Source organism: Lacticaseibacillus mingshuiensis, assembly GCF_016861785.1.
Classification (GTDB): Bacteria; Bacillota; Bacilli; order Lactobacillales; family Lactobacillaceae; genus Lacticaseibacillus; species Lacticaseibacillus mingshuiensis.
In genome coordinates this window covers 36,183-58,000 of sequence record NZ_BOLS01000003.1, presented here as the reverse complement: position 1 = coordinate 58,000, position 21,818 = coordinate 36,183, and the positions used below count along the sequence as shown (strand labels likewise).

Sequence of the window (21,818 nt, the reverse complement as noted above, 5' to 3'; positions counted from 1 at the left end):
TTCGTTCAGCTTACTATCAATGACGCGAATTGGCGAAAAAAAGAACCGCGGGTCACCCCACGGCTCAACAATTGCCTAGTCGTTTGTCTTTGTCTTGACGATCAACACATCGCAAGGCGCTGTGCGATTGACATACTCGGTGACAGATCCGACCAGCACGCGCTCCACGGCATTTAAGCCAGTGGCGCCGATCATGATCAAGTCGGTGTGATGGTCATGCGGAAAATCCGTTGCGATGACCGTCTTCGGATTGCCGAAACGAATATGGATCGCAACATCGTCCAACCCGGCTTTTTTGGCCCGCTCCGCCAGCCCGTCCAGGTACTTTTCAGCATCCTGCGTCAGCTGGTAGATCGCGTCACCGGAGATCATGCCGCCATAGCCACCGACAAACTGCTTGGTGTCCAGGACGTTCAGAATATCGAGATGCGCGTGGTTCGTCGTTGCGACCTTGACCGCTTTATGGAAAGCCAGATCTGACTCATCAGAGCCATCAACGGGAACCAAGATCGTGGTATACTCCTGATCCATATGATCACTTCCTTGTCTTCTATACCAATAAGCCTACGCCAGCCAGCCGCGAAAAACAAGAAAAAGACAGGGTGCGAAGCGGGGCGTTCAGGGGTGGACAGCTAGGTCCATCAGGCGCGTGAGGCGTTCTTTGCCTCGGGCGCCTGATGGCCTAGATGCGCCACCCCCTGCCCCGCGTAGCCCAACTACGGTGCGAAGCGGGGCGTTCAGGGGTGAGCAGGTAGGGCGGCCTGGACGATTGATGGCGCCCTTGGCCATCGAGCGGCCGGGACGACTACCTGTCTCACCCCTGCCCCGTGTAGCCCAACTCGACAGGGTGCGAAGGCCCGTGGGATGGTGGAACAACTATATCGGGCCAGGGCTTGCGGCGCAATGAGTCCCAAAGTCACTCCCCACCCCCCTGTCCTTCAGCCGTAAAAAATAATTGCCATTCTTGCCGTTTCCGCCGCAATTCCATCCACCGGTTCCCGGTATCAGCTACGTCCGAGAGGCAAAGCAAACGATTGCACGCGCGTTAATAACAAGTGTCAAGATACGTAAATAAAAAAAGTGATAACAACGAGCGTTTTCGTTGCATTTTACATTAAATACAGTTACATTAATCAATGATGCGGGGCGCCTGTCCGTCCCCTCTAACTTATAGAAACGTGGTGAGACACATGACAGAAACAGTAGGAAGCACCCTCCGCCGGATCCGCAAGAATCGCGGCGAGTCGATCGTCACCGTCGCAAAGGCAACGCACACCTCTCCAGCAAGCTTTACCAAGTGGGAAAACGATCAAACGGTGCCAAGTGAACGCAGTATTCGTAAACTTGCAGAATACTACAACACGGAACCGCTAGAGATCTTGGCCGTTGCTTTTCCAGACAAGTACGCACCTGCCGAAGAAAAGAAGGTCGTTCTTGAAGGCAGCACCGTCATTCGCGTCGAGGATCTGCTCAGCGATACCACCGTGTTGACCTATAACGATCAGCCGCTGACGCCTTCCAAGAAAAACTTGATCGCGTCCTTTACAGCCGGTTTGATCATCGCCTCAGCCGATAAAGACTGAACGCTTAAGCCGCCTCGAGCGGCTTTTTTGATTCCCGTGGGACGCGCCTCACAGTCGGGCCCCGCGCCATGCCGTGCATTCTCGGCCCACATTTTGGCCGCATGCGGTATACTGATAGGTAATAGAAAGAAGGGATCGCACGATGAAACTGTATCAAGGATTGACTCAGGTCCAGGTCAACGACGTGTTGGCTGACGACGCTCCTGCATTCACCATTACCACTGACCTGCAAAAGCTATTGAATTTTTCACCCGACGACTTGTACCACTACATCGATAGTGTGCTCAAGCCCGGCAGCCGCCATGATGAAAATAATCTCAAGTTCGTCACCGACCCGGCATTCATCGGCGAGAACTACGATTTTGCCAGCATTCCGCTGACCGCTGGCCTCAAAGATTTCGAAAGCAAAATGACCTTTGCCCGCAAACTGGTGGCCGATCTGAACCGCCACATCTCGATCAACATCGACACTAACAAACACGAGTTCCAGCTCCTCTTTGTCGATTGATCGCCGGCTGTCTGACTAGAAAGAAGTGTCCGCATGGATAAGGATTACCCCAATATGGCCCCTAGCCCCGAGAAACTGCCCACCACGACTGGCAATAAACAGCCGCTGTGGCAGGCGCTCGCGCAAAAAATGCCCAAGCTCGCCGGCCTGCGCGTTCTTGTGATTCATGCAGGCGATGGCTGGTTTTGCCGCTATGCGATCAACCACGGGGCGATCGAGGTCCTCGGCATTTCCAATGATGGTGCGGCGATGAGTGAGGCGCGTGAAACGGCCAGCTCTGATCGGCTGCGCTATCGCATCATGCCAGATGGATATCTGAAATTGCTCAGCGGACCGTATGACCTGATTGTCGGGACCTTCGACCTGCGCCAAGATGACCTGCACGCCGCCAGCCACCAGCTCAGTCGGTTGCTCAAACCAAGCGGTCGTCTGATCGCCGCGGTGGCCACCCCGCTTGACCCCAAGCCAGTCGGTGGCCTCCAGATTCGCGAGTTATTCACCTCACGTCTGGCCATCGATCAATGGTACCAAGTTTCCGACCAGCGCCTGCAGCTCAAGGAGACGGTTCAATTCATCTTGTCGAGTCGGACAAAAAAAGCAAAATAGGTCGTTCAAAAGAGCCAGCAAAAATCTCATGATACGGAGATTTCCGCTGGCTCTTTTTTTGAATGTCCAATTTGGAAGCGCACCGCGGGCTTAGGCTGTTCCGCCATCCCGCGGCCTTCGCACCCTGTCTTAGTCGGGCTCCGGGCCGCATGACGGAAACATCTAACTGTGCCTGTCACTCGGGGCTAAAAGCAGCCCCAAGCGCCAGGCCCAAGTTAGCTGTTCCGCCATCCCGCGGCCCTTCGCACCCTGTTAAAATGCGAAGCAGGCGTCCAGTTCGTTGAAGAGGAGTTGCTTGTTGGCGGCCACTTCCGCTTCCGTCAAGACCGGGGCCGACGCAAAGCCTTCTTCGTTGGCGATGGTCTGAAACGCCGCCACGTCCAGCTCTGGATGAAACTGGACCGCCGCCAAATGCCGATGATACTTGAAGCCCTGCACCGCACCAAGCTCATCCGAATAAGTCTGCGTCATCCCCGGAAAGGCGGTGATTCCTTCCGTATGCGCCTCAAAGACTGGCAACGTCGCGCCAGTCGGCGTATTCGTCACCATGGTGCGCCCATATTGTGGATACGTCAGCGGGCCGACCCCCGCCGCAAACGCCCGCGCGATCTGCTGGGCACCAAGGCAGATGCCAAACACCGGCCGGTTGCGCTGATCCAGGCTCCGCACCAAGATTCGCTCGGACGACAGCCACGGCAGATCATCATTGACACTTTGCGGCCCGCCCAAGATGATCAGACCGTTCAACTCGCTGGCCCGAAGCGGCATCAGATTTTCCCCAAGATCTGGCCTCAGCACCTTGAGCGTCACGTCATGCGCCGCCGCCCAATCCGCGACAAAGCCTGGCCCACAATTATCCGCATGTTGTAAAACAACAACTTCTACCATTTATATCGTTTCCTCCTTCAGATCACGGCCGAGTCCCGCCACAAACAGGGGCAAAACCGTGCCACGCCGGTCATAAACCGCAAACCAGATCGTCTCAAACACGCCGGCAAATTCCGGCCGGGCCAATTGCTGGGCAAACAGGCGGCCGACTTCCCGCGGCGGATTGCCGAACACCCCACTGCCAAACGCGCCCAAAATGGGGGTGGTCACCCCGTGATTTTTCATTGCGCGCAAGGTCTGGCTGATCTTAAATTCAATGTCCGCCAAGGCTTCGGCATCGCTCAAGTGCCCGCGCCGTCGATCCGGAACCGCCACCGTCACAATGTCAACTTGGTGGTCAGCCACAGGCGCGCCTGTTCCGGAAAACACTTGCCGCACGCCCGCCGAATAGATCAGTGATCGCGAAAATAGGCCGCGGTTGGGATGTGCGCGATTGACTTCATAATAAGTCGTTGAAAATTGTTCCAGCGCCGGCACGAGGTAGGTCCCCTTGGCGATTGCCTCTTCCTGCGCCTGTGCGCCCAGCTCCACCCCGCCACCCGGTCTGGTGGGACTGGCAAAATTCATCACGCCAACGCGGCCCGGCAGCATCGCCATCACCGTAAGCACATCGGCGTTCACCAGCCGCCATGGGGTTTCGTGTACCGGCCCGCCCGGCGTTTCGGGCAGCGGTTCAGTGATCAATTCGCTGATCGGCCACTCTGGTTTTTCCGCGAAGCGGCGCATCGTTTCGCGGTACATCGTCACTTGATCCATCTGCGTCTCCTTCATTTCGGTCCATGCTGCCTCTATTCTACACCACCGCCCGCCAGCTTGGGCAAAACGCGATGCCGCGCGGGTCCCCGTGTACACCGCGAGTAAAAATGTTAAAATAGAGCCACATATGCATGAAATGAGGAATGAATGAATGGATAGTGGCCAAGTTGCCTCTAATCTAGGAATACTAGTCATCACGTTCGTCTTCGCCACTTTTTTTGTTGCGGCGGAGTTTGCGTTGGTGCAAAGCCGGCCAAGTGCACTTGAGGAAATGCTGGACCAGGGCCAAGGCAACCGCAAGAAATTGCAACGCGCCTTGCGCATGGTCCACCGGCTGAATGAATATTTATCAACGACACAGGTCGGCACCTCGGTCTGTGGGATCATCCTCGGCTGGATCGGCGAGGATTTCATGGAATTTATCTTGATCGATCTGATGCAGCTGGTGCATCTTCAGTTGCCAAATGGTGGGCTCCATGCGGTGGGGGCCGTGCTTGGGGTCATCGTGTTGACCTATCTGGAAGTCGTCATCACGGAGATCGTCCCGAAAAACATCGCGATCGACATTCCGATCAAGGTCCTGATGCTGGTCGTCACCCCGCTACACTATTTTCACCTGGTCTTCTACCCCTTCGTTTGGCTGCTCAACGTGTCCGCGAACGGGTTGGTGCGCCTGCTTGGGATGAAACCCGCCGATGAAGGCAACGAGGCCTTTAGCCAGGCGGAGATTCTCAATCTCTCCAAGGCGGCCGTGACCACCGGTGAAATGGATCAAAACGATGTGGTGTACATGCAGCGCGCCTTTGACCTCAATGACAAAGAGGCGCATGACATCATGGTCGACCGCACCAGCTTGGTCGTCATCGATATTACCGCGACGGTCAAAGAGGTCCTGCGCAAATATCTGCAGGAAGGCTACAGCCGCTTCCCGGTCGTCGCAAATGGCGATAAAGACAAGGTGCTTGGCTATGTTTACATCTACGACCTCGTCAAACAGGCCCAGGTCGATGATAGCGTGCATGTCTCCAAGCTCCTGCGTGCGATCATCACCGTGCCGGAAGTCACCCCGATCTCAACAATCCTGACGCAGATGATTCAAAAACAGGCGCCGATCGTGGTCGTCGTTGATGAATATGGCGGCACCTCGGGTATTGTCACCGACAAAGATATTTATGAAGAGTTATTCGGGACCGTCAAAGACGAGATCGATGACGTCTCCGATGAATACATCATCAAAACCGACGACCCCGATGTCTACAAGGTCAGCGGCAAAACCACGCTGTATGATTTCGAGCGGTTCTTCCACACCAAGCTCCGCGAGTTCCAGGATTCAGAGATCATCACCGTCGCTGGATTTTTGATGGAAGATCATCCGGAGCTCAAATTGCACGACAGCGTTCAAGTCGACCGCTACACATTCACCGTCGCCGATTTCTCGCGCGGTTTCGCGAACTGGTTCAACGTCACGGTCGGCCCGGAGATCATCCCCGATGACGACGAAGACGCCACGGACGATGACGAATAACAAGCTGAAAATCAGATTGTAAAAATTGAGTCAGGACGCCGAGATGCGTGCTGACTTATTTTTTTACTGTGCGGCTCGGCGCAATGGGGACACGGGCTACCGCGTTTTTCGCCGAGTCGTTTTAATATACAGATTTGCAAAAAAGTGCTATCATTATTAATTGCAATTTTCATTAAAAATGAGTGCGGAAATGAAAATAGAACTCGGGTGCGCTTCGCGGGGTGTTGGGCTCGAAGTTGAGGCTCGTCTAATTGGTCCAGTATCCCGCGAGCTTCCGCACCCTCACATAGTTGGGCTGCAGTTCGCATGGCCGGGTCGTCTTGTTGGCTCGGGCACTCGATGGCCAAATACGCCATCAAGCACCCAAGCCAAACTAGCCGACCGGCCATCCCGCGAGCTTCCGCACCCTCACATAGTTGGGCATCGCGGGCCAGGGCTGGGACATTTAGCTGTCCCCGGCATTCGATGGCATAGTGCACCATCAAGCGCCAGGGCCAAGCTAACTGCCCAGCCCTGAACGGCCCGCTCCGCACCCTCACAGTTGGGCTCCGCGGGGCAGGTCTGAGACATCTAGGTACGCCAGTCACTCGGGGCTAAGAGCGCCCCAAGCGCCAGGCTAGCCTAGCTGCTCAGACCTATGCGCCCCGCTCCGCACCCTCACAGTTGGGCTTCGACCCGCATGGCGGAAACATCTAGGCATCTCCTGCACTCGATGGCCAAGTGCGCCATCAAGCACAGGAGCTGACCTAGCTGTTCCACCATCCCGCGGGTCTCCGCACCCTTCACAATAGAAAGGATCTGATTCACGTGAATTCTCCCGTTGATGTTAACGGTAAGCCGTATCATCGTGGGCTGATGGTCGCCACGCTTTTGATCGGCACGTTCACGACCTTCCTGACGCAAACGATCTTGACCACCGCGTTTCCGACGCTGATGAAGGATTTTCACATCAACGCCTCTGCGGTGCAGTGGCTGACCACCGGCTTCATGCTGGTGATGGGCATCATGATTCCGGTGTCCGCCTGGCTCCTGAGCAAATTCAATGTTAAGTATCTCTACATGACCGCCATGTCCATTTTCTTTTTGGGCACATTGTTGTCGCGGTTCGCGCCGAGTTTTCAAGCGCTGCTTGCCGGGCGTTTGATTCAAGCGATGGGCGTCGGCATGTCCGCCCCCACGTTTCAAACCGTCATGTATTCCATTTTCCCGCCGAACAAACGCGGCTCGGCGATGGGACTGGCCGGCATCGTTATCGGCCTGGCGCCTGCGATCGGCCCTACCTTGTCTGGTTGGGTCCTGCTCAATCATTCCTGGCGCTCGCTATTTTCAGTCATTCTGCCGATCGCCGCGCTGGTCTTGATCTTGGCCAGCTATAGCATGCGCAAAGTGCTGCCCACGACGAATCCGAAGATCGATGTACTATCAGTCATCGAATCGACTCTCGGGTTTGGCTCCCTGCTGTACGGCTTTTCAACGGTCGGCGACGAAGGTTGGGGTAGCCCGATCGTCATCGCGGCCCTGCTCATTGGCGTGCTGTTCGTCGGCCTCTTCGTTTGGCGCCAGCTACACATGGAAACGCCACTGCTGGAGCTGCACGTCTTCAAGAGTCCGCTGTTCACCCTTTCCGTCATTTTGACCGCGGTGGCCTTCATGTCCATGGTCGGCGTCGAAATGGTCCTGCCGATGTACATTCAAACGATTCGCGGCCAAAGCGCGTTCAACTCCGGCCTGATCCTGTTGCCCGGGGCCATCATGATGGGCATCATGAGTCCGATCACCGGCAATATTTTTGACCGCATTGGCGCGCGCCGGCTGGCCAACACCGGGTTGTTCCTCCTGCTGGTCGGGACGGTGCCACTGATGACACTGACTGCCGAGACGCCGATCATTTTCGTCACTGTTTTGTACACGGTCCGGATGTTTGGCATCACCATGGTCACGATGCCGGTCACGACTGCCGGGATGAACGCGTTGCCCGCGAACCTGATCAACCACGGCACAGCCGTCAACAACACCGTTCGCCAGGTGGCCGCGTCGATTGGCACCGCCATCCTGGTCTCCGTCCTGTCGACGGTCACCAAGGGCCAGATGCCGACCGCCGCGCTGAAGCTTGCCGAGCCGATGCGATACGCGCTGGGCGCGCAAAACGCGACCGTTGCCGGCTACCGCGCGGCCTTCATCGTTTCCGTCATCTTGGCGACGCTCGGTTTTGCCCTCAGTTTCTTTTTGAAAAAAGAGTCAGCCGATAAAGGAGGTGCCGCGCGATGATCTTAGCCATTCTTTCCGTTTCGGCGCTGTGCTTCTTCCTTTTCGCCGTACTTTCCCAGCGCGGGGTCTTGCGTCGCATCATGATGGTCGTGTTCGGCGCCTTAATCATCTTGTCCGCCGCGGGCATCGCCGCCAATGACGTCAATCATTTCGGCATGGTCCAGAAAACAACCTTGACCACCGCCCCACTGGTTGGCGCCAAGCAGGAGAAAGTGCTGCTGGCCCAACCACTCGGCACAGCCGGCAAGGAAAATGCGTATCTGTATCGCACCAATCCGCTGAGCACCAAGGTCCTGGTCGCAAAACCGGGCCTGCACGCCACCACCGCCGTTGTCGATGGGCAAAAGGCGCAGGTGCGCCGCTCAGTCACTCGCTGGCGCTACAGTGGCACCTGGTCCGCGTTCCTGTTTTGCTGGTCCGGCCAGGAAAATTCGATTGCCTCTACCGATGTGACTTTCGTTTTACCTAGCGATTGGCAAGTCGTCAACGCAAAATAAGCACGACTGCGCAACATAAGAAAACCCCGCCACGACCTTTTGCAGTCGTGACGGGGTTTTTCGAATCCTTCGAAGATCCTGATTAATCCACCATTGCGGGAACCGGTGGCTGTTTTTGCCAAGTCAGCTCGCGGTGCTTCAAGCGCAAGACCGCATCACATTTGGCCGCGCCGGCCGCATCATGGGTGACGATGATCACGCATTTGCCCTGATCATGGGCCAGCTGATTGAACAGTGCCATCACCTCATCGGAATTGGCCTCATCGAGGTTCCCGGTCGGCTCATCCGCAACAACCAGCGGGGCATCGCAGACCATAGCGCGTGCAATCGCGACACGTCGCTGCTGGCCGCCAGATAAACGCTGAACGTTTTGCTTCATCTGCTCCTCGGTCAAACCGAGCTTGCTGAGCATCTGCATCGCGTATTGGCGATCACCGTTGTGGCTGGAATGTGTGATCGACAGCGCCGTCATCAGATTTTCCAGTGCGGACATGTAGGTGAACAAATTGTACGCCTGGAAAACAATGCTGACATGGTGGCGGCGGAAGTTGCTGAGGCCGCTTGCTTGAATATCCTCGCCGCGGAACAAGATCTTGCCTGCGCGGGGTTTGTCGAGGCCGGCGAGCAGCGAGATCAGCGTGGTCTTCCCCGTCCCGCTTTCGCCGACGATCGCATAGCTGATGCCAGCGTCAAACGTCAAGTCGAGATCCTTGAACAGATAATCGTCTTTGTTTGTGTACCAATAGGATAGATCTTTTGTCTCTAACATGAGGGGGCTCCTTTCAGCTACCGATCAGCACTTTTTTCGGCTGCAGACGCAAGATACCTGCGGCGCCCGCCGTGATCGCGATCAAGATGATGGCGAGGCCAAAGACGGTGAGTAAGCCGACATCCTTGAGCGTGATGCGCGTCGAGAGTTTCGCCTGTTTTTGCATCGCCGCTTGGCTAGACGTGCGCCCGCCCATGTTGCCAGGCATCTGGCCGCTCGGGGCGCCTTGCCCCTGCTCGCCACTTGGCGCTTGCCCGCCGCCGCGGGTGAAGCCGCCTTGCGAGTTACTGGTGGTCGACGTTTGCGCCGAAGCGACGACTTGCTCGCCGAGTTTATCCCCGACGAACTGACCGCCGGCACTCGACAGCCCGATCGCAACGAGCAACACGACCAGCAGTTCGCAGAAGAATTGGGCGATGATCTTGCCCCGCCGTTCGCCCAGCGCCAGCAGAACGCCGATCTCAAAGCGCCGCTCGCGGATCATCAAGATGACGATCAACGCGAGAATGATCGTGCCGGCGATCGCGACCAGCCAAACGATCTTATCCGCAAAGCTCGTGACCGACGACATCGAGGCCTTCACCATTTGGTAGCTGGCATCATTGCTGTCGATGGAGAATTTGCTGGTGTTGATCAGCTTCTTCGCCGCTTTTTGCACGCTATCGACCTTGCTTGGCGTGGACACGGTGAAAATCACGGAGTCTGCTGTGTTTTTCGCATCGCTCCCCTTCAAGGTGTTGGCAAACGAGTAGCTGGTGAAAATTGTGTTGGCTGGGTCGCTCGCGCCAGGTCCCATTTGGGCGGTGCTGCTGGACTTGGCCTTGTAAATGCCAACGATCGTGACTGTGTAGCTCTTGGCCGCCGCATCATCCGTCTTCAGCGACTTCAACTTGATGGTATCGCCGACCGCCAGATCATTTTGCTTGGCCAGCTCGGTCTCCACCACAACATTTATCGTGCCAATATCATCCGACGTCAGGCCGCGACCCTTTGTGATCGTGTTCGTCCCATCGGAAAAAGCGGTGGCGCCGGCCGTACTGGAAACGCCACTGATCGTGATGTCGCCGGAATTGTCCTCAAAGCCGCCTTTGCCGCCAAAACCGCCACCGCCCTGCATGATGCTGGTGCCGGTCGACGTTTCGATCGCGTCAAACCCGCTGGCATTAGCGGACGTCGACACCGACACATTGTAACTTTCGATGCCACTGAGCTTGGCGATCTTCTCGGCATCACTGAGCTTGACCGGCGTCATCGTGAGGCTTGGCCGCGTTGGCGTGGTCTTGCTGTCCGAATCGCTATCTTGGCTCTGGTCCTCCATCTGCTCGCGCATCTTCTTGAATGCGGCTTCCCGGTTGGCACTGAGCGTGAGCGTGGCGCCGACGCTACTTTTCGCGTTGGCGACCGCGGTATTGGCCGCTGAGCGCAACAAAAGGCCGGCCAGCACGAAAAGCATAATGGCTGCAGTGACAAGAATAAGTAAAGCAGACCGACCCTTTCTCGCCCACAAGTTGAGCCAGGCGCGTTTGACAAAATTCATAATGATGCTCCCTTCTCTGTCCGTCTGGGGACTAGTTTCAAAATAGCGAAGAGAGTTGGCTAACTCATGCACAAAATAGGATTAATCTGTGAATGCTGTGAAGAATATGAGAATTTTTCCAAGACCGCGGCAGCGCTTGCACCCCTCCCCCTGAAACGTTAAGATTAATGCGGAAAAATAAATAAAAAGGATGTCTCGTCATGTCTCCCTATCTGATCTTCATGGACGTCGACAACACATTGATCGGCCCCAGTTTGAAACCATCCCCCGCCAACCTCGACGCGATCCACCGCCTGAGCCAAGCCGGCCACCGCTTTTTCATCGCTAGCGGCCGCGCCCTCTTTTCCGCCCAGCAGATCGCAAACATGGTGGGCCCCGACCTGAACGTCATCGCCTCCAACGGCTCCGTCACCAAAGTCGATGGCAAAGTGACCAGCGTGCACTTTGACGCCCAGACCCTGACCGACATCTACAACATCACCCATGACCTCCACCTGCCGACCTTTTTCTTCTCCAAGGACCGCGTGCTCTACCTCGACCAGCTGCCCGCCGACTACACCGAAGACGGCAAGCGGCGCGTCGCCGGCGAGGACCCCGACCGCTACATCCGCATCGACTCCGCCGAGCACCTGCGCGCCCACCAGCAGGAGATCACCAACGGCATCGTGATCGAGCCGCACGACGCTGCCCTGCTTGAAGCCGGGCGCGCCCGGCTAAAAAATGTGGCGGGCCTAGATACCTCCAGCTCCTTCATCGACAATATCGAGTTGACCAAACATGGCGTGAATAAGGCAGACACCATCCGCCGCGTGTGTGCGCAACTCGGCCATCCCCTGGACCGCACCATGGCGTTCGGTGATGGCAACAATGATCTGGAAATGCTGATGTACGTTAAATATGGCGTCGCAATGGGCAACGCCGCCCCAAACGTCTTGGAAAAGGCGCCGTACCGCACCACCGACGTTGCGCATGACGGCGTGGCGAGTTATCTGAATGCGTTTTTCAAAGAATAATGCTTGTGTGTTGGCCGCGGTGTCCGCGGCTTTTTTTGTTTTGCGGGGCGTGTGGGTCGGCTGGGTGTGATGCCATCACATTAGTTTTGCCTTTGGGCCCCCGCCGCCCGCTGGGGTAGAAACTAATGTGATGGCGTCACACCAATCAGCGTCAGAACCACGCAATCTTCTTCTTGATACCAGGATTGTGCCTAAAGATCAGAGCAACAACCAGTTTTCGGAAATTGTTTGGGCACAACCCTCTCACGCACATTCTATGACAATTTCACGACCATTCCATCGAATTCAACGCGAAATCGACCTTCTAGCGCGAATCTCAGGCGCTTGACTGGGCGTTAGAAACTGCGGTCTATCAGCGTTTTCCGCAATCTGCTTGAATAATCCGGACTCGTAGAAAATTCTCGACCATAGGAACGCCTTTATTTCAACGTTTTGCCGACCGAGACTTGATTGCCGATTCTGGCAGTTTAGCGCAACGTATAGACTGATCATTTCTGGTAACAACCACAGTCCGCGGGCGAGCCAATGAAACTAATGTGATGGCGTGACACCATTCCACCAGCCATCAGCCGGAGCGTCGGTCGGTCGCGATTCCTGAGACCGAAACTTTGCATTTTTCGAAAAGTGATCACGATCTCCGCGTTCGCTAAGAACACAAACACCGCATCATCGCGCTGGCTCCTCATACTCCAGGTATGCGGAAATGGAATCCTTCAGGCACGCGGGCCCGAAGACGGAAAATCTGATGGTATCGACATCGTGCAATCTCCGAGATTGGCAATTTACATTTGAAGGGGCAAGAAACTCGATATTTCCGATCTCAGAGATCACAGCAACCGAGAACCCCAGGGGCGCACCACCAGATCAGTGTCACGCCATCACATTATTTTCCGTCGGCTATCTGGGGAAGTGACTTGTCTTTCGGACCCGGGGACCGCGGATGTTGTCTTTTCAGATCAAAAACGGTAAATTCGCGGACCCGGGGACCGGATGATCAGATGCTAGTGGCATCGTGCAATCTCTGAGATTGCCAATTTACATTTGAAGGGCACGATTCTCGACATTTCCGATCTCGGAGATCGCGACAACCAAGGCCCAGCTACACACCACCAGATCAGTGTCACGCCATCACATTATTTTCCGTCGGCTATCTGGGAAAGTGACTTGTCTTTCGGACCCGGGGACCGCGGATGTTGTCTTTTCAGATCAAAAACGGTAAATTCGCGGACCCGGGGACCGGATGATCAGATGCTAGTGGCCTCGTGCGATCTCTGAGATTGCCAATTTATTGTTAATGGGCACGATTCTCGATATTTCCGATCTCAGAGATCACAGCAACCAAGAACCCAGCTGCACACCACCAGATCAGTGTCACGCCATCACATTATTTTCCGTCGGCTATCTGGGGCGTGACTTGTCTTTCGGACTCTGGGACCGCGGATGTTGTCTTTTCAGATCAAAAACGGTAAATTCGCGGACCCGGGGACCGGATGATCAGATGCTAGTGGCCTCGTGCGATCTCTGAGATTGCCAATTTATTGTTAATGGGCACGATTCTCGATATTTCCGATCTCAGAGATCACAGCAACCGAGAACCCAGCTGCACACCACCAGATCAGTGTCACGCCATCACATTATTTTCCGTCGGCTATCTGGGGAAGTGACTTGTCTTTCGGACCCTGGGACCGCGGATGTTGTCTTTTCAGAGCAAAAACGGTAAATTCGCGGACCCGGGGACCGGACGATCAGATGCTAGTGGCCTCGTGCAATCTCTGAGATTGCCAATTTACATTTGAAGGGCACGATTCTCGACATTTCCGATCTCGGAGATCACAGCAACCGAGAACCCAGCTGCACACCACCAGATCAGTGTGACGCCATCACATTATTTTTCGTCGCAAACCTTGGGGCGCAAAAAGCACCCCAGCAATTTTCACTGGGGTGCCTATTTGCGCGGCTTGACGCGCGTGGCCTGTAATTGGCGCCGACACTTAACGTTGTGCCAGCCCCGCTATGCAAGCCGAAAAGCGAATGACCTCCTTTGACACTATTTGGTAGACAGCAATACGGGGCTCTGAGTGTCATGCACGAATCCCGTACCTGTGGTTGGCTAATCTACCTTGTAGTAGGCCTGTTTGGCAAATCCGCTTTGGCCGCCTCCTAAAATCAGACGGTCACGGGTCATGTCCGAATCATCTTCGATCGTCCCGCCAAGCGCTGGCGCCTGGACGCCTTTGGGCAAAAGAACGAGTGGTTGCATGCTCGATGGCTCTTCAGTTGGGTCAATGAAGTAGCTGATGCTAGCCTGCATCAAACCGTCCATGTCCACCTTACCGGCAATGATCACCTCATGCCGGCCTTTGTAGTCCTGATTGGCGACCATGATGCCTTCGCCGTCAGACAATTTGACGTTGGCGGGCTTCTTCACCATTTTGTCGACCACCTCAAGCGTTTCGCCATCGGTTGGATTTTTCCATGTCCCGATCAGGCTGGCATAATCGCCCTTGGCCAGCGCCCGCACATCAAGGCCCATGTATGCTTTCAAGTCGGCCGCACTCACATTTTCGGCGTAAACAGCAGTCTGCCCGTTGATCGAGTTCCAGACCTGGATGAGGTTGTATTTGTTTTTCGCTTCACCGGTCACCGACTGATAAGCGTTCGTCGTGCCGGACGGGAAAAAGTCCACTGCCCAGTTGGTGGCCACGATCTGATCGACAAGTGACGCGGACAATTGCCCCTGCTTCTGGCGAAAGACCAGCTTGTGCGCCCCTTCTGCGTCCAGCAGGTCCCCGCCGCGCAACCGCATCGACCCGTCAGCAATCTCGTCTTGCGTGACGGTCAAATTCCGGGTCCCACCGGCGTGCAGCGCAGTCTTCGTGCCATTGTATAGCCGCATGCTGCTGGCGATCTCCGTCCACTTGCCCGCCATCAAACTCGAATAATCGCCGCGTTTGATCTTTGAAAAATTCATCTTCGTAGTGGCCGCTTTGAAAGCTGATTTATTCTTGGCGGTGGCTGTTTTGGATGTGTCAGTGGCCTTGTTTGTGTTGCCGGATTCGCCCTTAACGCGCGTGCTCGTCTTTGCCGATTTGGCCGGCGCCGGCGCAGTGGCTGGCACCCTACCGCGATTGCCGCAGCCGATCGTCAACCCGCCCAGTAACATCAATGCGATCAATAGCCCTGTTTTCTTCATCTTTTCGCAGCCACCCCGCTACTTCTTCCTGTCGCTGGTCAATCCCGTTGAGACAGATCCATCTTTACTTGTCGGACTTGACCAAGGTTGCGCCATTATACATCAAAATGGCCTTCCGCGATTTATTCAGTGTGCCAGTCTGCCCATTATTGGTCTCACCATAGAAGGTAATATCGCCATCCTTTTCTTCGAAGGTCCCTGACCAGGAATCCTTATGCGTAACCTTGCCGGCCGTAACAGTCGTGGTGACTTCCTTGAACTTATCTCCGCTGAACGTGAGGGTGTCAGTGTCTTTTACCTTTTCACCCGTGAACATATCTTCTGAATTCTTGACGGAAGCGTAACTGCCTTCAAGCCCTTTTGGTTTCATCGCAAAAAACAGGCCAGCAACGACCACCACAACAACCGCGACGATTGCGATCAGATAAGCCGGTTTGATCTTTTTCAAAAAATCCATGAATAACTCCTCCAATAAATAGACAAAATGACGCGGCGTATCGCGGCATTCGTCCCCAAATAATTTTCAAAAATAGCATCAGTGAACTGATCAGATTCACTAATATCAAAATGACGGTACGTCCGTTATTTTTCAGTCTATGTGAGATTCACTCTCCTCACAAGCAAATAAGGGGCAGTGGGCACCCAAATTGCCCGGATCTTGCAGATATGCAAGTCCCACCCACGTTACCAAAGAACAGGCCAGGATTTTGCTCGCACCCGCCGCGAACTTTTCCCGGGAAATAAAAAAGCTCACCGCCATCACGTATTGCCAACGTGACGCCGGTGAGCTGTGAAATAAATTTAAACTTCGTGCCGCTCGAATGGCTCGTCCGAAATGCCTTGGCTCAAGATCAGCTTGGACCACTCCTTGGCGGAAAACAAGCTGTGGTCCTTGTAGTTCCCGCACGACTCGATCGTGGTGCCGGGCACATCATCCCAGGTGATGTCATTGGCGATCGCTTCCAGGCTCGACTTCAAGGCCTTGGCCACCTCCGTCGTGGAATGCTCGCCCCACATGATCAGATGAAAGCCCGTGCGACAGCCAAACGGGGAGCAGTCGATCACGCCATCCATCCGGTCGCGCAGCAGCGACGCCAACAGATGCTCGATCGTATGCAGACCGGCCGTATCGATCGCCGCAGCGTTTGGCTGCACCAGGCGCAGATCGTAATTGGAGATCGTATCTCCCTGCGGCCCGTGCTCTTCCGTGATCAGTCGCACATACGGGGCCTTAACTTTTGTGTGATCCAGTGTGAAACTTTCAACTTTTGCCATGCGCTTGCTTCCTTTCGAAAAAATCAATCCGACCAGACGTCACCAGCAATTTTCTGAACCAATGCCAGCTTTGCCCATTGATCCGCTTCGGTGACCTTGTTGCCCTCTTCGGTCGAGGCAAACCCACATTGCGTGGACAGCGCCAAGTTTTCCAGTGGGACATATTGGCTGGCCGCGTCGATTTTCGCGCGAATGGCCGCCTCATCCTCAAGCTCTGGGAACTTGGACGTGATCAGGCCCAGCACGATCCGCTTGTTTTGATCATGATTCCACAGCGTCTCAAGCGGCGCGAACCCGCCAGCCCGCTCGGTGTCGTATTCCAAAAACAGACCGTCGTACTTGAGGTCCTGCAGGAATTCGACGATATATTCGTAGCCACCTTCAAACAGATAAGTCGACTGGAAATTGCCCCGGCAGATGTGGCTGGTGATCACCATGTCATGTGGTGCCATCGCCAGCATTTCCTCGATCACATCATGCGCATCATGTGCGAGCTGCACGAATTCGGAGTGCTTGGCAATATCATTTTGCGTGTCCTTGAGGTTTTGAATCAGGTACGCCCAGTTGGTGTCATCGATCTGCAAGTAGCGGCACCCCAGAATGTAGAACTGGTTGATCGTGTCGCCGTACGCCGTCGCGATTGCGTCGAGCAGTTCCTCGCGGCTATCATAATATTTTTCCCAGCCGTCTGTGCGATGGTCGCGGAACAGCAGGATCGGGCTCGGAATGGTCTGCTTGGCGACGACCCCTTCCGGAAGCAGTGACTGCAATTCGCTGTACGCTTTGAAAAATGGGTGGTGGGGGTTGTAACTGATTGGGCCGGTCAGCTCAACATTTGCCGCGGCGTTGATGTCGCCCTTAAAATTGTGCTCATAGGTGGCGTGCTTGATTTCATCGATGCCCTCAAGCCCCCAAAGAAAGTCCAAGTGCCAATAACGACGCGAAAATTCGCCATCCGTCACTGCTTTGAAGCCGAGGCGGACCTGTTCATCAACGATATGCTGGATCGCGGCTTTTTGAATCGCGGCCACGTCCTCTGGCGATTTTGTGCCAGCCGCCAATGCGGCATGGGCCTCTTTCAATTCTGCTGGTCGCAGCAAGCTGCCAACCAGATCTGCGCGGTACGGTGCATCTAATGCCTTTTTAATTGTCGGTTTTTGCCAAGCCATCTGCTCGTGCTCCTTTATCAGTTATCATAGGACGAAAAAAATCGCCCCTCGACCATTCACGGTCAAGGGGCGATCACTCGCGCTGCCACCCTTGTTCACAGCCGAAGCTGCCTCTGTGGTACATCTATACCGGGTGGGGTAACGGCCACGAGTCGGCGGGCCGGCGTGAACCGACCCGTTACTATTTGGAGCTCATCTTCACACATTGGCGACTGTCCCTTTTCCACCGGCCGGGTTCACTGTCAGTCGCGCCTGCGCTACTCTTCTCCGCAAAGCATTCGTCTAATGTATTACCCAGATTGTAACCAGAAAAATGAGAAACGTCAAATGATTTTAAAAGGGTGCGGCGCGGGGCGCTCAGGTCTGAGCAGTTCGGCCTCGATAACTGCAACAGTCACGCCGCTTCCGTCGACGCCTCCGTCTTTTCCCCACTCGGCCCACGGAAAAAATGGCCCACGGCGGCCGTCAACAGCCCCACCAAGATCACAACCCCAGCGACCGTTTGCCACGTCCCCGCAAAGCCTGTGATCATGGTCTGAAGAATTTCCGGATGCAGGTCGCCGAAATGAATCGACCCGGCGATGTTTGGCACCGCAACAACCAGTGCCGCAATGCCACCGACAAACCCGATGACGTAGGTGATGCGGCCAGACGTCACAAGGAACCGGCGCCAGGAGTGACTGCTCTTGCCCATGATCAAGAGGCACAGCACGCCGAGAATCCCGCAAACGATAGCCGCTGTCTCAAGCGCCAACGCGACAAACCCGTACACGGTCCCATAGCCCTGCTGCATGATCTCAGTACGCACATGCTTGGCCATCATTTTATCCAAGGCCGTGGTCAGGGCTGTCTTCTGCTTCGTCGTCAACGACTTACCGCTCTCCGCCACCACAGCTTCTGTATGGGTCGCAACCTTTTTCGTAAACGCGGAAAAGTCATAGGCAAGATCCATCTTCGCCGCCGCGTGAACGCCGGTGTTGAGGGCTTCTTTCAGCGCCGCAGTCGGCACTAGCTCAGCGTCATCAGGAAGCGTGATGCCAGCGTCCGTGACAGTCTTTGTCACGACTCGGTTCGCGTCTTTTTCGATGACGCCAAGGGCAGGTTGGCTCGTGAGCTGCCCGCTGAGTTTCGCCGGCTCGCCCAGCGTCAGGGCAAAGCCGAGACTGACGGCAAAAACCGTGAGCAAGACCCCATAAATGATCGAGAAAAACGCCAGCCAACCGGCGCTGGTCGCGGTATATTGCTTCGCCATGTCGCGCTTCCTTTCGTGTTTCTTCTATTATAATACGCGCTTGCCCGTGCAAAACCCACGGCAATACATCTTGTGCATCGTAAGCCTTTTACCACGACATCTTGCGTTCGGCGTGGTAAAGTATGAGGTGGCCGCCGCACTTGGCCCAAGGAGGATACCATGATCAACGTCTTATTTATCTCAATTTCCGGCAACACCCGGGCCTTCGCCCAGCATCTCCAGCAATTTGCAAAAACCGCGCACGAAGCCGACGCCCAGGCGCCGTTGATCGCGCTGAAAGAGATCTCCGACGCCACACAATCGACCGGCGAGACCGAGCCGTTTTTCGTGCTCGTGCCGACCTATCTCGATGGCGGCAACGGCATCGATAACGGCGTCAAGGAACTGATGACCACCGCGATGGGCGACTACCTGGCCGAACCCGGCAACGCCGAGCTGTGCCGCGGCATCATTGGCTCGGGCAATCGCAACTTCAACGAACAGTATTGCCTGACCGCCAAACGCTACGCCGCCGAATTCAACGCCCCATTTTTGGCCGATTACGAACTGCGCGGAACCGACGCCGACGCCGCGCATATTTATCAAGTGATGCGCGACACATTAGCAATTTGATCAACCACAGAATATGCCGCGCAAGCGCGAAAATAATTCGAGGTTTCCGTCATGCTGGTGGCATATAGGCATTAATGAATCCAACCACTTTATCCGCATAAACCGCCGGATCTTTTTCATCACTCTTGGCATGCCCCGCCCCTGGGACGACCCAAAGTTCCTTGGGGGCATTGGTCGCGGCATAATTTTTATAGACCATGCTTGTCGGGACGAAATCATCCTTCGCGCCATGGATGAAGAAGATTGGGCGCGTGTTGTGATGAAGCGCCGCGACAGCACTCGCGTCAAACACGTTGTACTTCGCGCGCACAGAGGCGTTCAGGGCCACCGCCGGCACAAGCGGCCACTTCGGCAACTTGAACATGGCTTTTGCTTGGTACGCCAATTCGTCGATGATGCTGGTGTAGCCGCAATCTTCGATGATGCAGCCGACCTGTTTTGGCAACGCCTCGCCGGACAAATACATCACGGTCGCACCGCCCATCGACACGCCGTACAGCGCGATCTGGCTATTTTCGCCCGTCCGTGCAAGCAGCTTGTCCAGCCATTTCAAGTAGTCGAGCCGATCCGGCCAGCCGTAACCAATGTAGGTGCCTTCCGACTGACCGTGTCCGCGGTCATCCGGCGCCAGCACGTTGAAGCCGGCATCGTGGAACAGCTGGATCTGCGGGGCCATGTCCTCTTTGGTGTTCATGTAGCCATGCGCGATGACCACCGTGCGCGCCGTTTTGGTCGCAGCCGGGACAAAATCCGCGACCAGTTGCAAGTCGCTGTCCGCCGCCTGCATGTGCCACGTCTCCTTATCCACTTTGGCAAGCCAAGTTTTTGCACGGGTGGTACGAGCCGGTTCGTGACTACTTAGAAAAGTTTTTTTCGCCGGGACAAAGGCATAATCATAAAAATATTGGCTGGCGCCGAACACGCCTGCACTCAGCAATAAACAGACCACACAGACTGCCGTGGTCCCGTAATGTCGATGACGCATGGGGAACCTCCTTTACTTGTCAGGGGATTTTCAGCTAATTCTCATTTTTTATGCGGGGCCATCTGCTAAAATGACGATGGGAGTCGTGAGGGAGGAAAAATTGATGGCAGAAACCAGTTTATTACCCGCGTTTATTGATGTCTATTTTAGCACAATAAAAAACATCGATGCACGCATCTCGCGGCCGATGGCAAAATACCGCCTGTCGTTCGAACAATATGAAATCCTTTATGATGTCGCGCATTTGCCCGCGGTCAGTCTGACGGACATCGTTAAAAAACGCGGCGTCACGAAACCGGCGATCGCACGGCAGCTAAAAGTGTTGCGCGATCTCGGCTATTTGACGCAAAAACTTGCGCCGGATGATCACCGTCGCCATATTTTGACCCTGACGCCAATGGGGAAACGCGTCGCGGCCGAGGCTGAAGTGGCCGTCGAAGAAGAATTCGCGCGCTGGGTCGAGGTGATGGGCGAAGCCAAGCTCAATGAGCTGCTTGGCCTGTTGAAGGAGACCGGCACCAAATTGTTTAACAAGGACACGGCTGCTGAAAATGCCGCGGCCGGCGAGTAAAAAAATTGGGACCAGCCATTTTCGGCGGTCCCTTTTTTTTATGCCAAAAGCTGGTTGATCGCCCCTGGCAATTCGTCCACTCGATCGATCAACAGGTCAGCCCCTGCGGCCACCAGTGAGGCGCGGCTGCCAAAGCCATAAGTCACGCCGAGCGTTTCGACGTGATTGGCCTGCCCGCCGCGAATATCAGAATCCGTATCGCCGATCATCAGCGATGCATCCGGCGTGGCCCCGGCATTTTCCAGCGCGTAAGCCAGCACTTGTGCCTTGGTGCCGCGCACCGTTTCATCCAGCGTCGCGCCGTAACAACCGTCGAACCACTCGCCCAGCTTGAAGTGCGCAACGATGCGGTCGATCATCGGCTCGGGCTTGGCGCTTGCGATATTCAGCGAATACCCCGCGCCTTTCAATTGCGTAAGCACTTCGATCAAGCCAGGAAAAAGGCGCATCTCAAATATCCCAGTTTCGCTATAGATCTTCTGATAGTGTTTGATTGCCACTTTGATCTCATCCTCGGTCAATTGCGGATAAGTCCTGATCAAGGAGCTGGAAAGCGACGGCCCGATGAACGTCCGGTAGACCTCGTCGCCAAGATCCGGCAAGCCGAGCTGGGCGACCATATAATGCACGCCATTCAATATCCCAACATGTGAATCTGCAATGGTGCCATCAAAATCAAAAAATAAATACTGCATCAGTAGAGTTATATCCTTTCAAGTTAAGGATGCGTAGCGGGGCGCTCAGGGGTGAGCGGCTAACTTGGGACTGGCCTTGAGGCGCACTTCGCCTCGAGTGACGGTTCCAGTTAGAC

21 protein-coding genes are annotated in these 21,818 nt (G+C 55.3%); 9 read left to right on the top strand and 12 right to left on the bottom strand.

Annotated elements, in window-relative coordinates; genetic code table 11:
* Positions 1-75 precede the first annotated feature (75 nt).
* Complete coding sequence (locus JUE67_RS02775) at positions 76-531, bottom strand: universal stress protein (RefSeq protein ID WP_203627195.1); 456 nt, start codon at positions 529-531, stop codon at positions 76-78.
* Between the two features lie 659 nt (positions 532-1,190).
* Here JUE67_RS02775 and JUE67_RS02770 point away from each other — a divergent pair.
* The 3 genes from JUE67_RS02770 (at position 1,191) to JUE67_RS02760 (ending at position 2,697) form a co-directional block, all read left to right on the top strand.
* A complete protein-coding gene (locus JUE67_RS02770; RefSeq protein ID WP_125697193.1) occupies positions 1,191-1,583 on the top strand; it encodes a helix-turn-helix domain-containing protein in 393 nt (130 codons plus the stop codon).
* A gap of 142 nt (positions 1,584-1,725) precedes the next feature.
* Complete coding sequence (locus JUE67_RS02765; RefSeq protein ID WP_203627193.1) at positions 1,726-2,091, top strand: hypothetical protein; 366 nt, start codon at positions 1,726-1,728, stop codon at positions 2,089-2,091.
* A 33-nt stretch (positions 2,092-2,124) separates the two neighbouring features.
* Positions 2,125-2,697 carry a class I SAM-dependent methyltransferase gene (locus JUE67_RS02760; RefSeq protein WP_203627191.1) on the top strand — a complete coding sequence of 191 codons (573 nt, stop codon included), beginning with the start codon at positions 2,125-2,127 and terminating at the stop codon, positions 2,695-2,697.
* Between the two features lie 252 nt (positions 2,698-2,949).
* On the opposite strand, the gene JUE67_RS02755 is transcribed toward JUE67_RS02760, so the two are convergent.
* Both JUE67_RS02755 and JUE67_RS02750 read right to left on the bottom strand, forming a co-directional pair.
* On the bottom strand, positions 2,950-3,585 hold the full coding sequence (locus tag JUE67_RS02755; RefSeq protein ID WP_203627189.1) for a type 1 glutamine amidotransferase: 636 nt from the start codon (positions 3,583-3,585) through the stop codon (positions 2,950-2,952).
* Positions 3,586-4,341 carry a TIGR02452 family protein gene (locus JUE67_RS02750; protein WP_203627187.1) on the bottom strand — a complete coding sequence of 252 codons (756 nt, stop codon included), beginning with the start codon at positions 4,339-4,341 and terminating at the stop codon, positions 3,586-3,588.
* A gap of 151 nt (positions 4,342-4,492) precedes the next feature.
* On the opposite strand from JUE67_RS02750, the gene JUE67_RS02745 reads away from it, so the two are divergent.
* The 3 genes from JUE67_RS02745 (at position 4,493) to JUE67_RS02735 (ending at position 8,631) form a co-directional block, all read left to right on the top strand.
* Complete coding sequence (locus tag JUE67_RS02745; RefSeq protein ID WP_203627185.1) at positions 4,493-5,866, top strand: hemolysin family protein; 1,374 nt, start codon at positions 4,493-4,495, stop codon at positions 5,864-5,866.
* Between the two features lie 855 nt (positions 5,867-6,721).
* Positions 6,722-8,134 (top strand): MDR family MFS transporter, encoded by a 1,413-nt coding sequence (locus JUE67_RS02740; RefSeq protein ID WP_373300917.1) that lies wholly within the window; start codon positions 6,722-6,724, stop codon positions 8,132-8,134.
* Positions 8,131-8,631 (top strand): DUF4811 domain-containing protein, encoded by a 501-nt coding sequence (locus JUE67_RS02735; protein WP_203636961.1) that lies wholly within the window; start codon positions 8,131-8,133, stop codon positions 8,629-8,631. The genes JUE67_RS02740 and JUE67_RS02735 overlap by 4 nt, the downstream gene beginning before the upstream one ends.
* A gap of 82 nt (positions 8,632-8,713) precedes the next feature.
* Here JUE67_RS02735 and JUE67_RS02730 read toward each other — a convergent pair whose 3' ends face one another.
* Together JUE67_RS02730 and JUE67_RS02725 are read right to left on the bottom strand one after the other, a co-directional pair.
* Positions 8,714-9,400, bottom strand: a complete 687-nt coding sequence (locus JUE67_RS02730; protein WP_203627179.1) for an ABC transporter ATP-binding protein — start codon at positions 9,398-9,400, stop codon at positions 8,714-8,716.
* A 13-nt stretch (positions 9,401-9,413) separates the two neighbouring features.
* Complete coding sequence (locus tag JUE67_RS02725) at positions 9,414-10,937, bottom strand: ABC transporter permease (RefSeq protein ID WP_203627177.1); 1,524 nt, start codon at positions 10,935-10,937, stop codon at positions 9,414-9,416.
* Positions 10,938-11,137: 200 nt separating this feature from the next.
* Between JUE67_RS02725 and JUE67_RS02720 the strand changes: the two genes are divergently transcribed.
* Positions 11,138-11,950, top strand: coding sequence for an HAD family hydrolase (locus tag JUE67_RS02720; protein ID WP_203627175.1), 813 nt, complete (start codon positions 11,138-11,140; stop codon positions 11,948-11,950).
* Between the two features lie 2,110 nt (positions 11,951-14,060).
* On the opposite strand, the gene JUE67_RS02715 is transcribed toward JUE67_RS02720, so the two are convergent.
* The 5 genes from JUE67_RS02715 to JUE67_RS02695 all read right to left on the bottom strand — a co-directional run bounded on the left by JUE67_RS02715 (position 14,061) and on the right by JUE67_RS02695 (position 18,839).
* Positions 14,061-15,143, bottom strand: a complete 1,083-nt coding sequence (locus tag JUE67_RS02715) for a DUF6287 domain-containing protein (RefSeq protein ID WP_203627168.1) — start codon at positions 15,141-15,143, stop codon at positions 14,061-14,063.
* 64 nt (positions 15,144-15,207) lie between these two features.
* Entirely contained in the window at positions 15,208-15,600 is a 393-nt protein-coding gene (locus tag JUE67_RS02710) for a hypothetical protein (RefSeq protein WP_203627166.1), read from the bottom strand.
* 344 nt (positions 15,601-15,944) lie between these two features.
* Entirely contained in the window at positions 15,945-16,418 is a 474-nt protein-coding gene (locus tag JUE67_RS02705) for an S-ribosylhomocysteine lyase (RefSeq protein ID WP_203627164.1), read from the bottom strand.
* Positions 16,419-16,441: 23 nt separating this feature from the next.
* Positions 16,442-17,587: a 5-methyltetrahydropteroyltriglutamate--homocysteine S-methyltransferase gene (locus tag JUE67_RS02700; protein WP_203636960.1), complete on the bottom strand. Its 1,146-nt coding sequence runs from the start codon at positions 17,585-17,587 to the stop codon at positions 16,442-16,444.
* Positions 17,588-17,981: 394 nt separating this feature from the next.
* Positions 17,982-18,839, bottom strand: a complete 858-nt coding sequence (locus tag JUE67_RS02695; protein WP_203627154.1) for a hypothetical protein — start codon at positions 18,837-18,839, stop codon at positions 17,982-17,984.
* A gap of 159 nt (positions 18,840-18,998) precedes the next feature.
* On the opposite strand from JUE67_RS02695, the gene nrdI reads away from it, so the two are divergent.
* Positions 18,999-19,451: a class Ib ribonucleoside-diphosphate reductase assembly flavoprotein NrdI gene (gene nrdI / locus JUE67_RS02690; protein WP_203627152.1), complete on the top strand. Its 453-nt coding sequence runs from the start codon at positions 18,999-19,001 to the stop codon at positions 19,449-19,451.
* Positions 19,452-19,500: 49 nt separating this feature from the next.
* On the opposite strand, the gene JUE67_RS02685 is transcribed toward nrdI, so the two are convergent.
* Entirely contained in the window at positions 19,501-20,436 is a 936-nt protein-coding gene (locus JUE67_RS02685; protein ID WP_203627150.1) for an alpha/beta hydrolase, read from the bottom strand.
* A gap of 103 nt (positions 20,437-20,539) precedes the next feature.
* Here JUE67_RS02685 and JUE67_RS02680 point away from each other — a divergent pair, with 103 nt between their 5' ends.
* A complete protein-coding gene (locus JUE67_RS02680) occupies positions 20,540-21,007 on the top strand; it encodes a MarR family winged helix-turn-helix transcriptional regulator (protein WP_203627149.1) in 468 nt (155 codons plus the stop codon).
* A gap of 38 nt (positions 21,008-21,045) precedes the next feature.
* Here the strand turns inward: JUE67_RS02680 and JUE67_RS02675 are convergent, their stop codons facing one another.
* The gene (locus JUE67_RS02675; protein ID WP_203627147.1) at positions 21,046-21,702 is read right to left on the bottom strand and encodes an HAD hydrolase-like protein; all 657 of its coding nucleotides are present in this window, start codon (positions 21,700-21,702) and stop codon (positions 21,046-21,048) included.
* Between the last annotated feature and the right edge of the window lie 116 nt (positions 21,703-21,818).

Excerpts from the sequence above, each read along its gene's own strand:
- JUE67_RS02775 (WP_203627195.1), bottom strand. The coding sequence starts at position 531 with ATGGATCAGGAGTATACCACGATCTTGGTTCCCGTTGATGGCTCTGAT.
- JUE67_RS02770 (WP_125697193.1), top strand. The coding sequence starts at position 1,191 with ATGACAGAAACAGTAGGAAGCACCCTCCGCCGGATCCGCAAGAATCGC.
- JUE67_RS02765 (WP_203627193.1), top strand. The coding sequence starts at position 1,726 with ATGAAACTGTATCAAGGATTGACTCAGGTCCAGGTCAACGACGTGTTG.
- JUE67_RS02760 (WP_203627191.1), top strand. The coding sequence starts at position 2,125 with ATGGATAAGGATTACCCCAATATGGCCCCTAGCCCCGAGAAACTGCCC.
- JUE67_RS02755 (WP_203627189.1), bottom strand. The coding sequence starts at position 3,585 with ATGGTAGAAGTTGTTGTTTTACAACATGCGGATAATTGTGGGCCAGGC.
- JUE67_RS02750 (WP_203627187.1), bottom strand. The coding sequence starts at position 4,341 with ATGGATCAAGTGACGATGTACCGCGAAACGATGCGCCGCTTCGCGGAA.
- JUE67_RS02745 (WP_203627185.1), top strand. The coding sequence starts at position 4,493 with ATGGATAGTGGCCAAGTTGCCTCTAATCTAGGAATACTAGTCATCACG.
- JUE67_RS02740 (WP_373300917.1), top strand. The coding sequence starts at position 6,722 with ATGGTCGCCACGCTTTTGATCGGCACGTTCACGACCTTCCTGACGCAA.
- JUE67_RS02735 (WP_203636961.1), top strand. The coding sequence starts at position 8,131 with ATGATCTTAGCCATTCTTTCCGTTTCGGCGCTGTGCTTCTTCCTTTTC.
- JUE67_RS02730 (WP_203627179.1), bottom strand. The coding sequence starts at position 9,400 with ATGTTAGAGACAAAAGATCTATCCTATTGGTACACAAACAAAGACGAT.
- JUE67_RS02725 (WP_203627177.1), bottom strand. The coding sequence starts at position 10,937 with ATGAATTTTGTCAAACGCGCCTGGCTCAACTTGTGGGCGAGAAAGGGT.
- JUE67_RS02720 (WP_203627175.1), top strand. The coding sequence starts at position 11,138 with ATGTCTCCCTATCTGATCTTCATGGACGTCGACAACACATTGATCGGC.
- JUE67_RS02715 (WP_203627168.1), bottom strand. The coding sequence starts at position 15,143 with ATGAAGAAAACAGGGCTATTGATCGCATTGATGTTACTGGGCGGGTTG.
- JUE67_RS02710 (WP_203627166.1), bottom strand. The coding sequence starts at position 15,600 with ATGGATTTTTTGAAAAAGATCAAACCGGCTTATCTGATCGCAATCGTC.
- JUE67_RS02705 (WP_203627164.1), bottom strand. The coding sequence starts at position 16,418 with ATGGCAAAAGTTGAAAGTTTCACACTGGATCACACAAAAGTTAAGGCC.
- JUE67_RS02700 (WP_203636960.1), bottom strand. The coding sequence starts at position 17,587 with ATGGCTTGGCAAAAACCGACAATTAAAAAGGCATTAGATGCACCGTAC.
- JUE67_RS02695 (WP_203627154.1), bottom strand. The coding sequence starts at position 18,839 with ATGGCGAAGCAATATACCGCGACCAGCGCCGGTTGGCTGGCGTTTTTC.
- nrdI (WP_203627152.1), top strand. The coding sequence starts at position 18,999 with ATGATCAACGTCTTATTTATCTCAATTTCCGGCAACACCCGGGCCTTC.
- JUE67_RS02685 (WP_203627150.1), bottom strand. The coding sequence starts at position 20,436 with ATGCGTCATCGACATTACGGGACCACGGCAGTCTGTGTGGTCTGTTTA.
- JUE67_RS02680 (WP_203627149.1), top strand. The coding sequence starts at position 20,540 with ATGGCAGAAACCAGTTTATTACCCGCGTTTATTGATGTCTATTTTAGC.
- JUE67_RS02675 (WP_203627147.1), bottom strand. The coding sequence starts at position 21,702 with ATGCAGTATTTATTTTTTGATTTTGATGGCACCATTGCAGATTCACAT.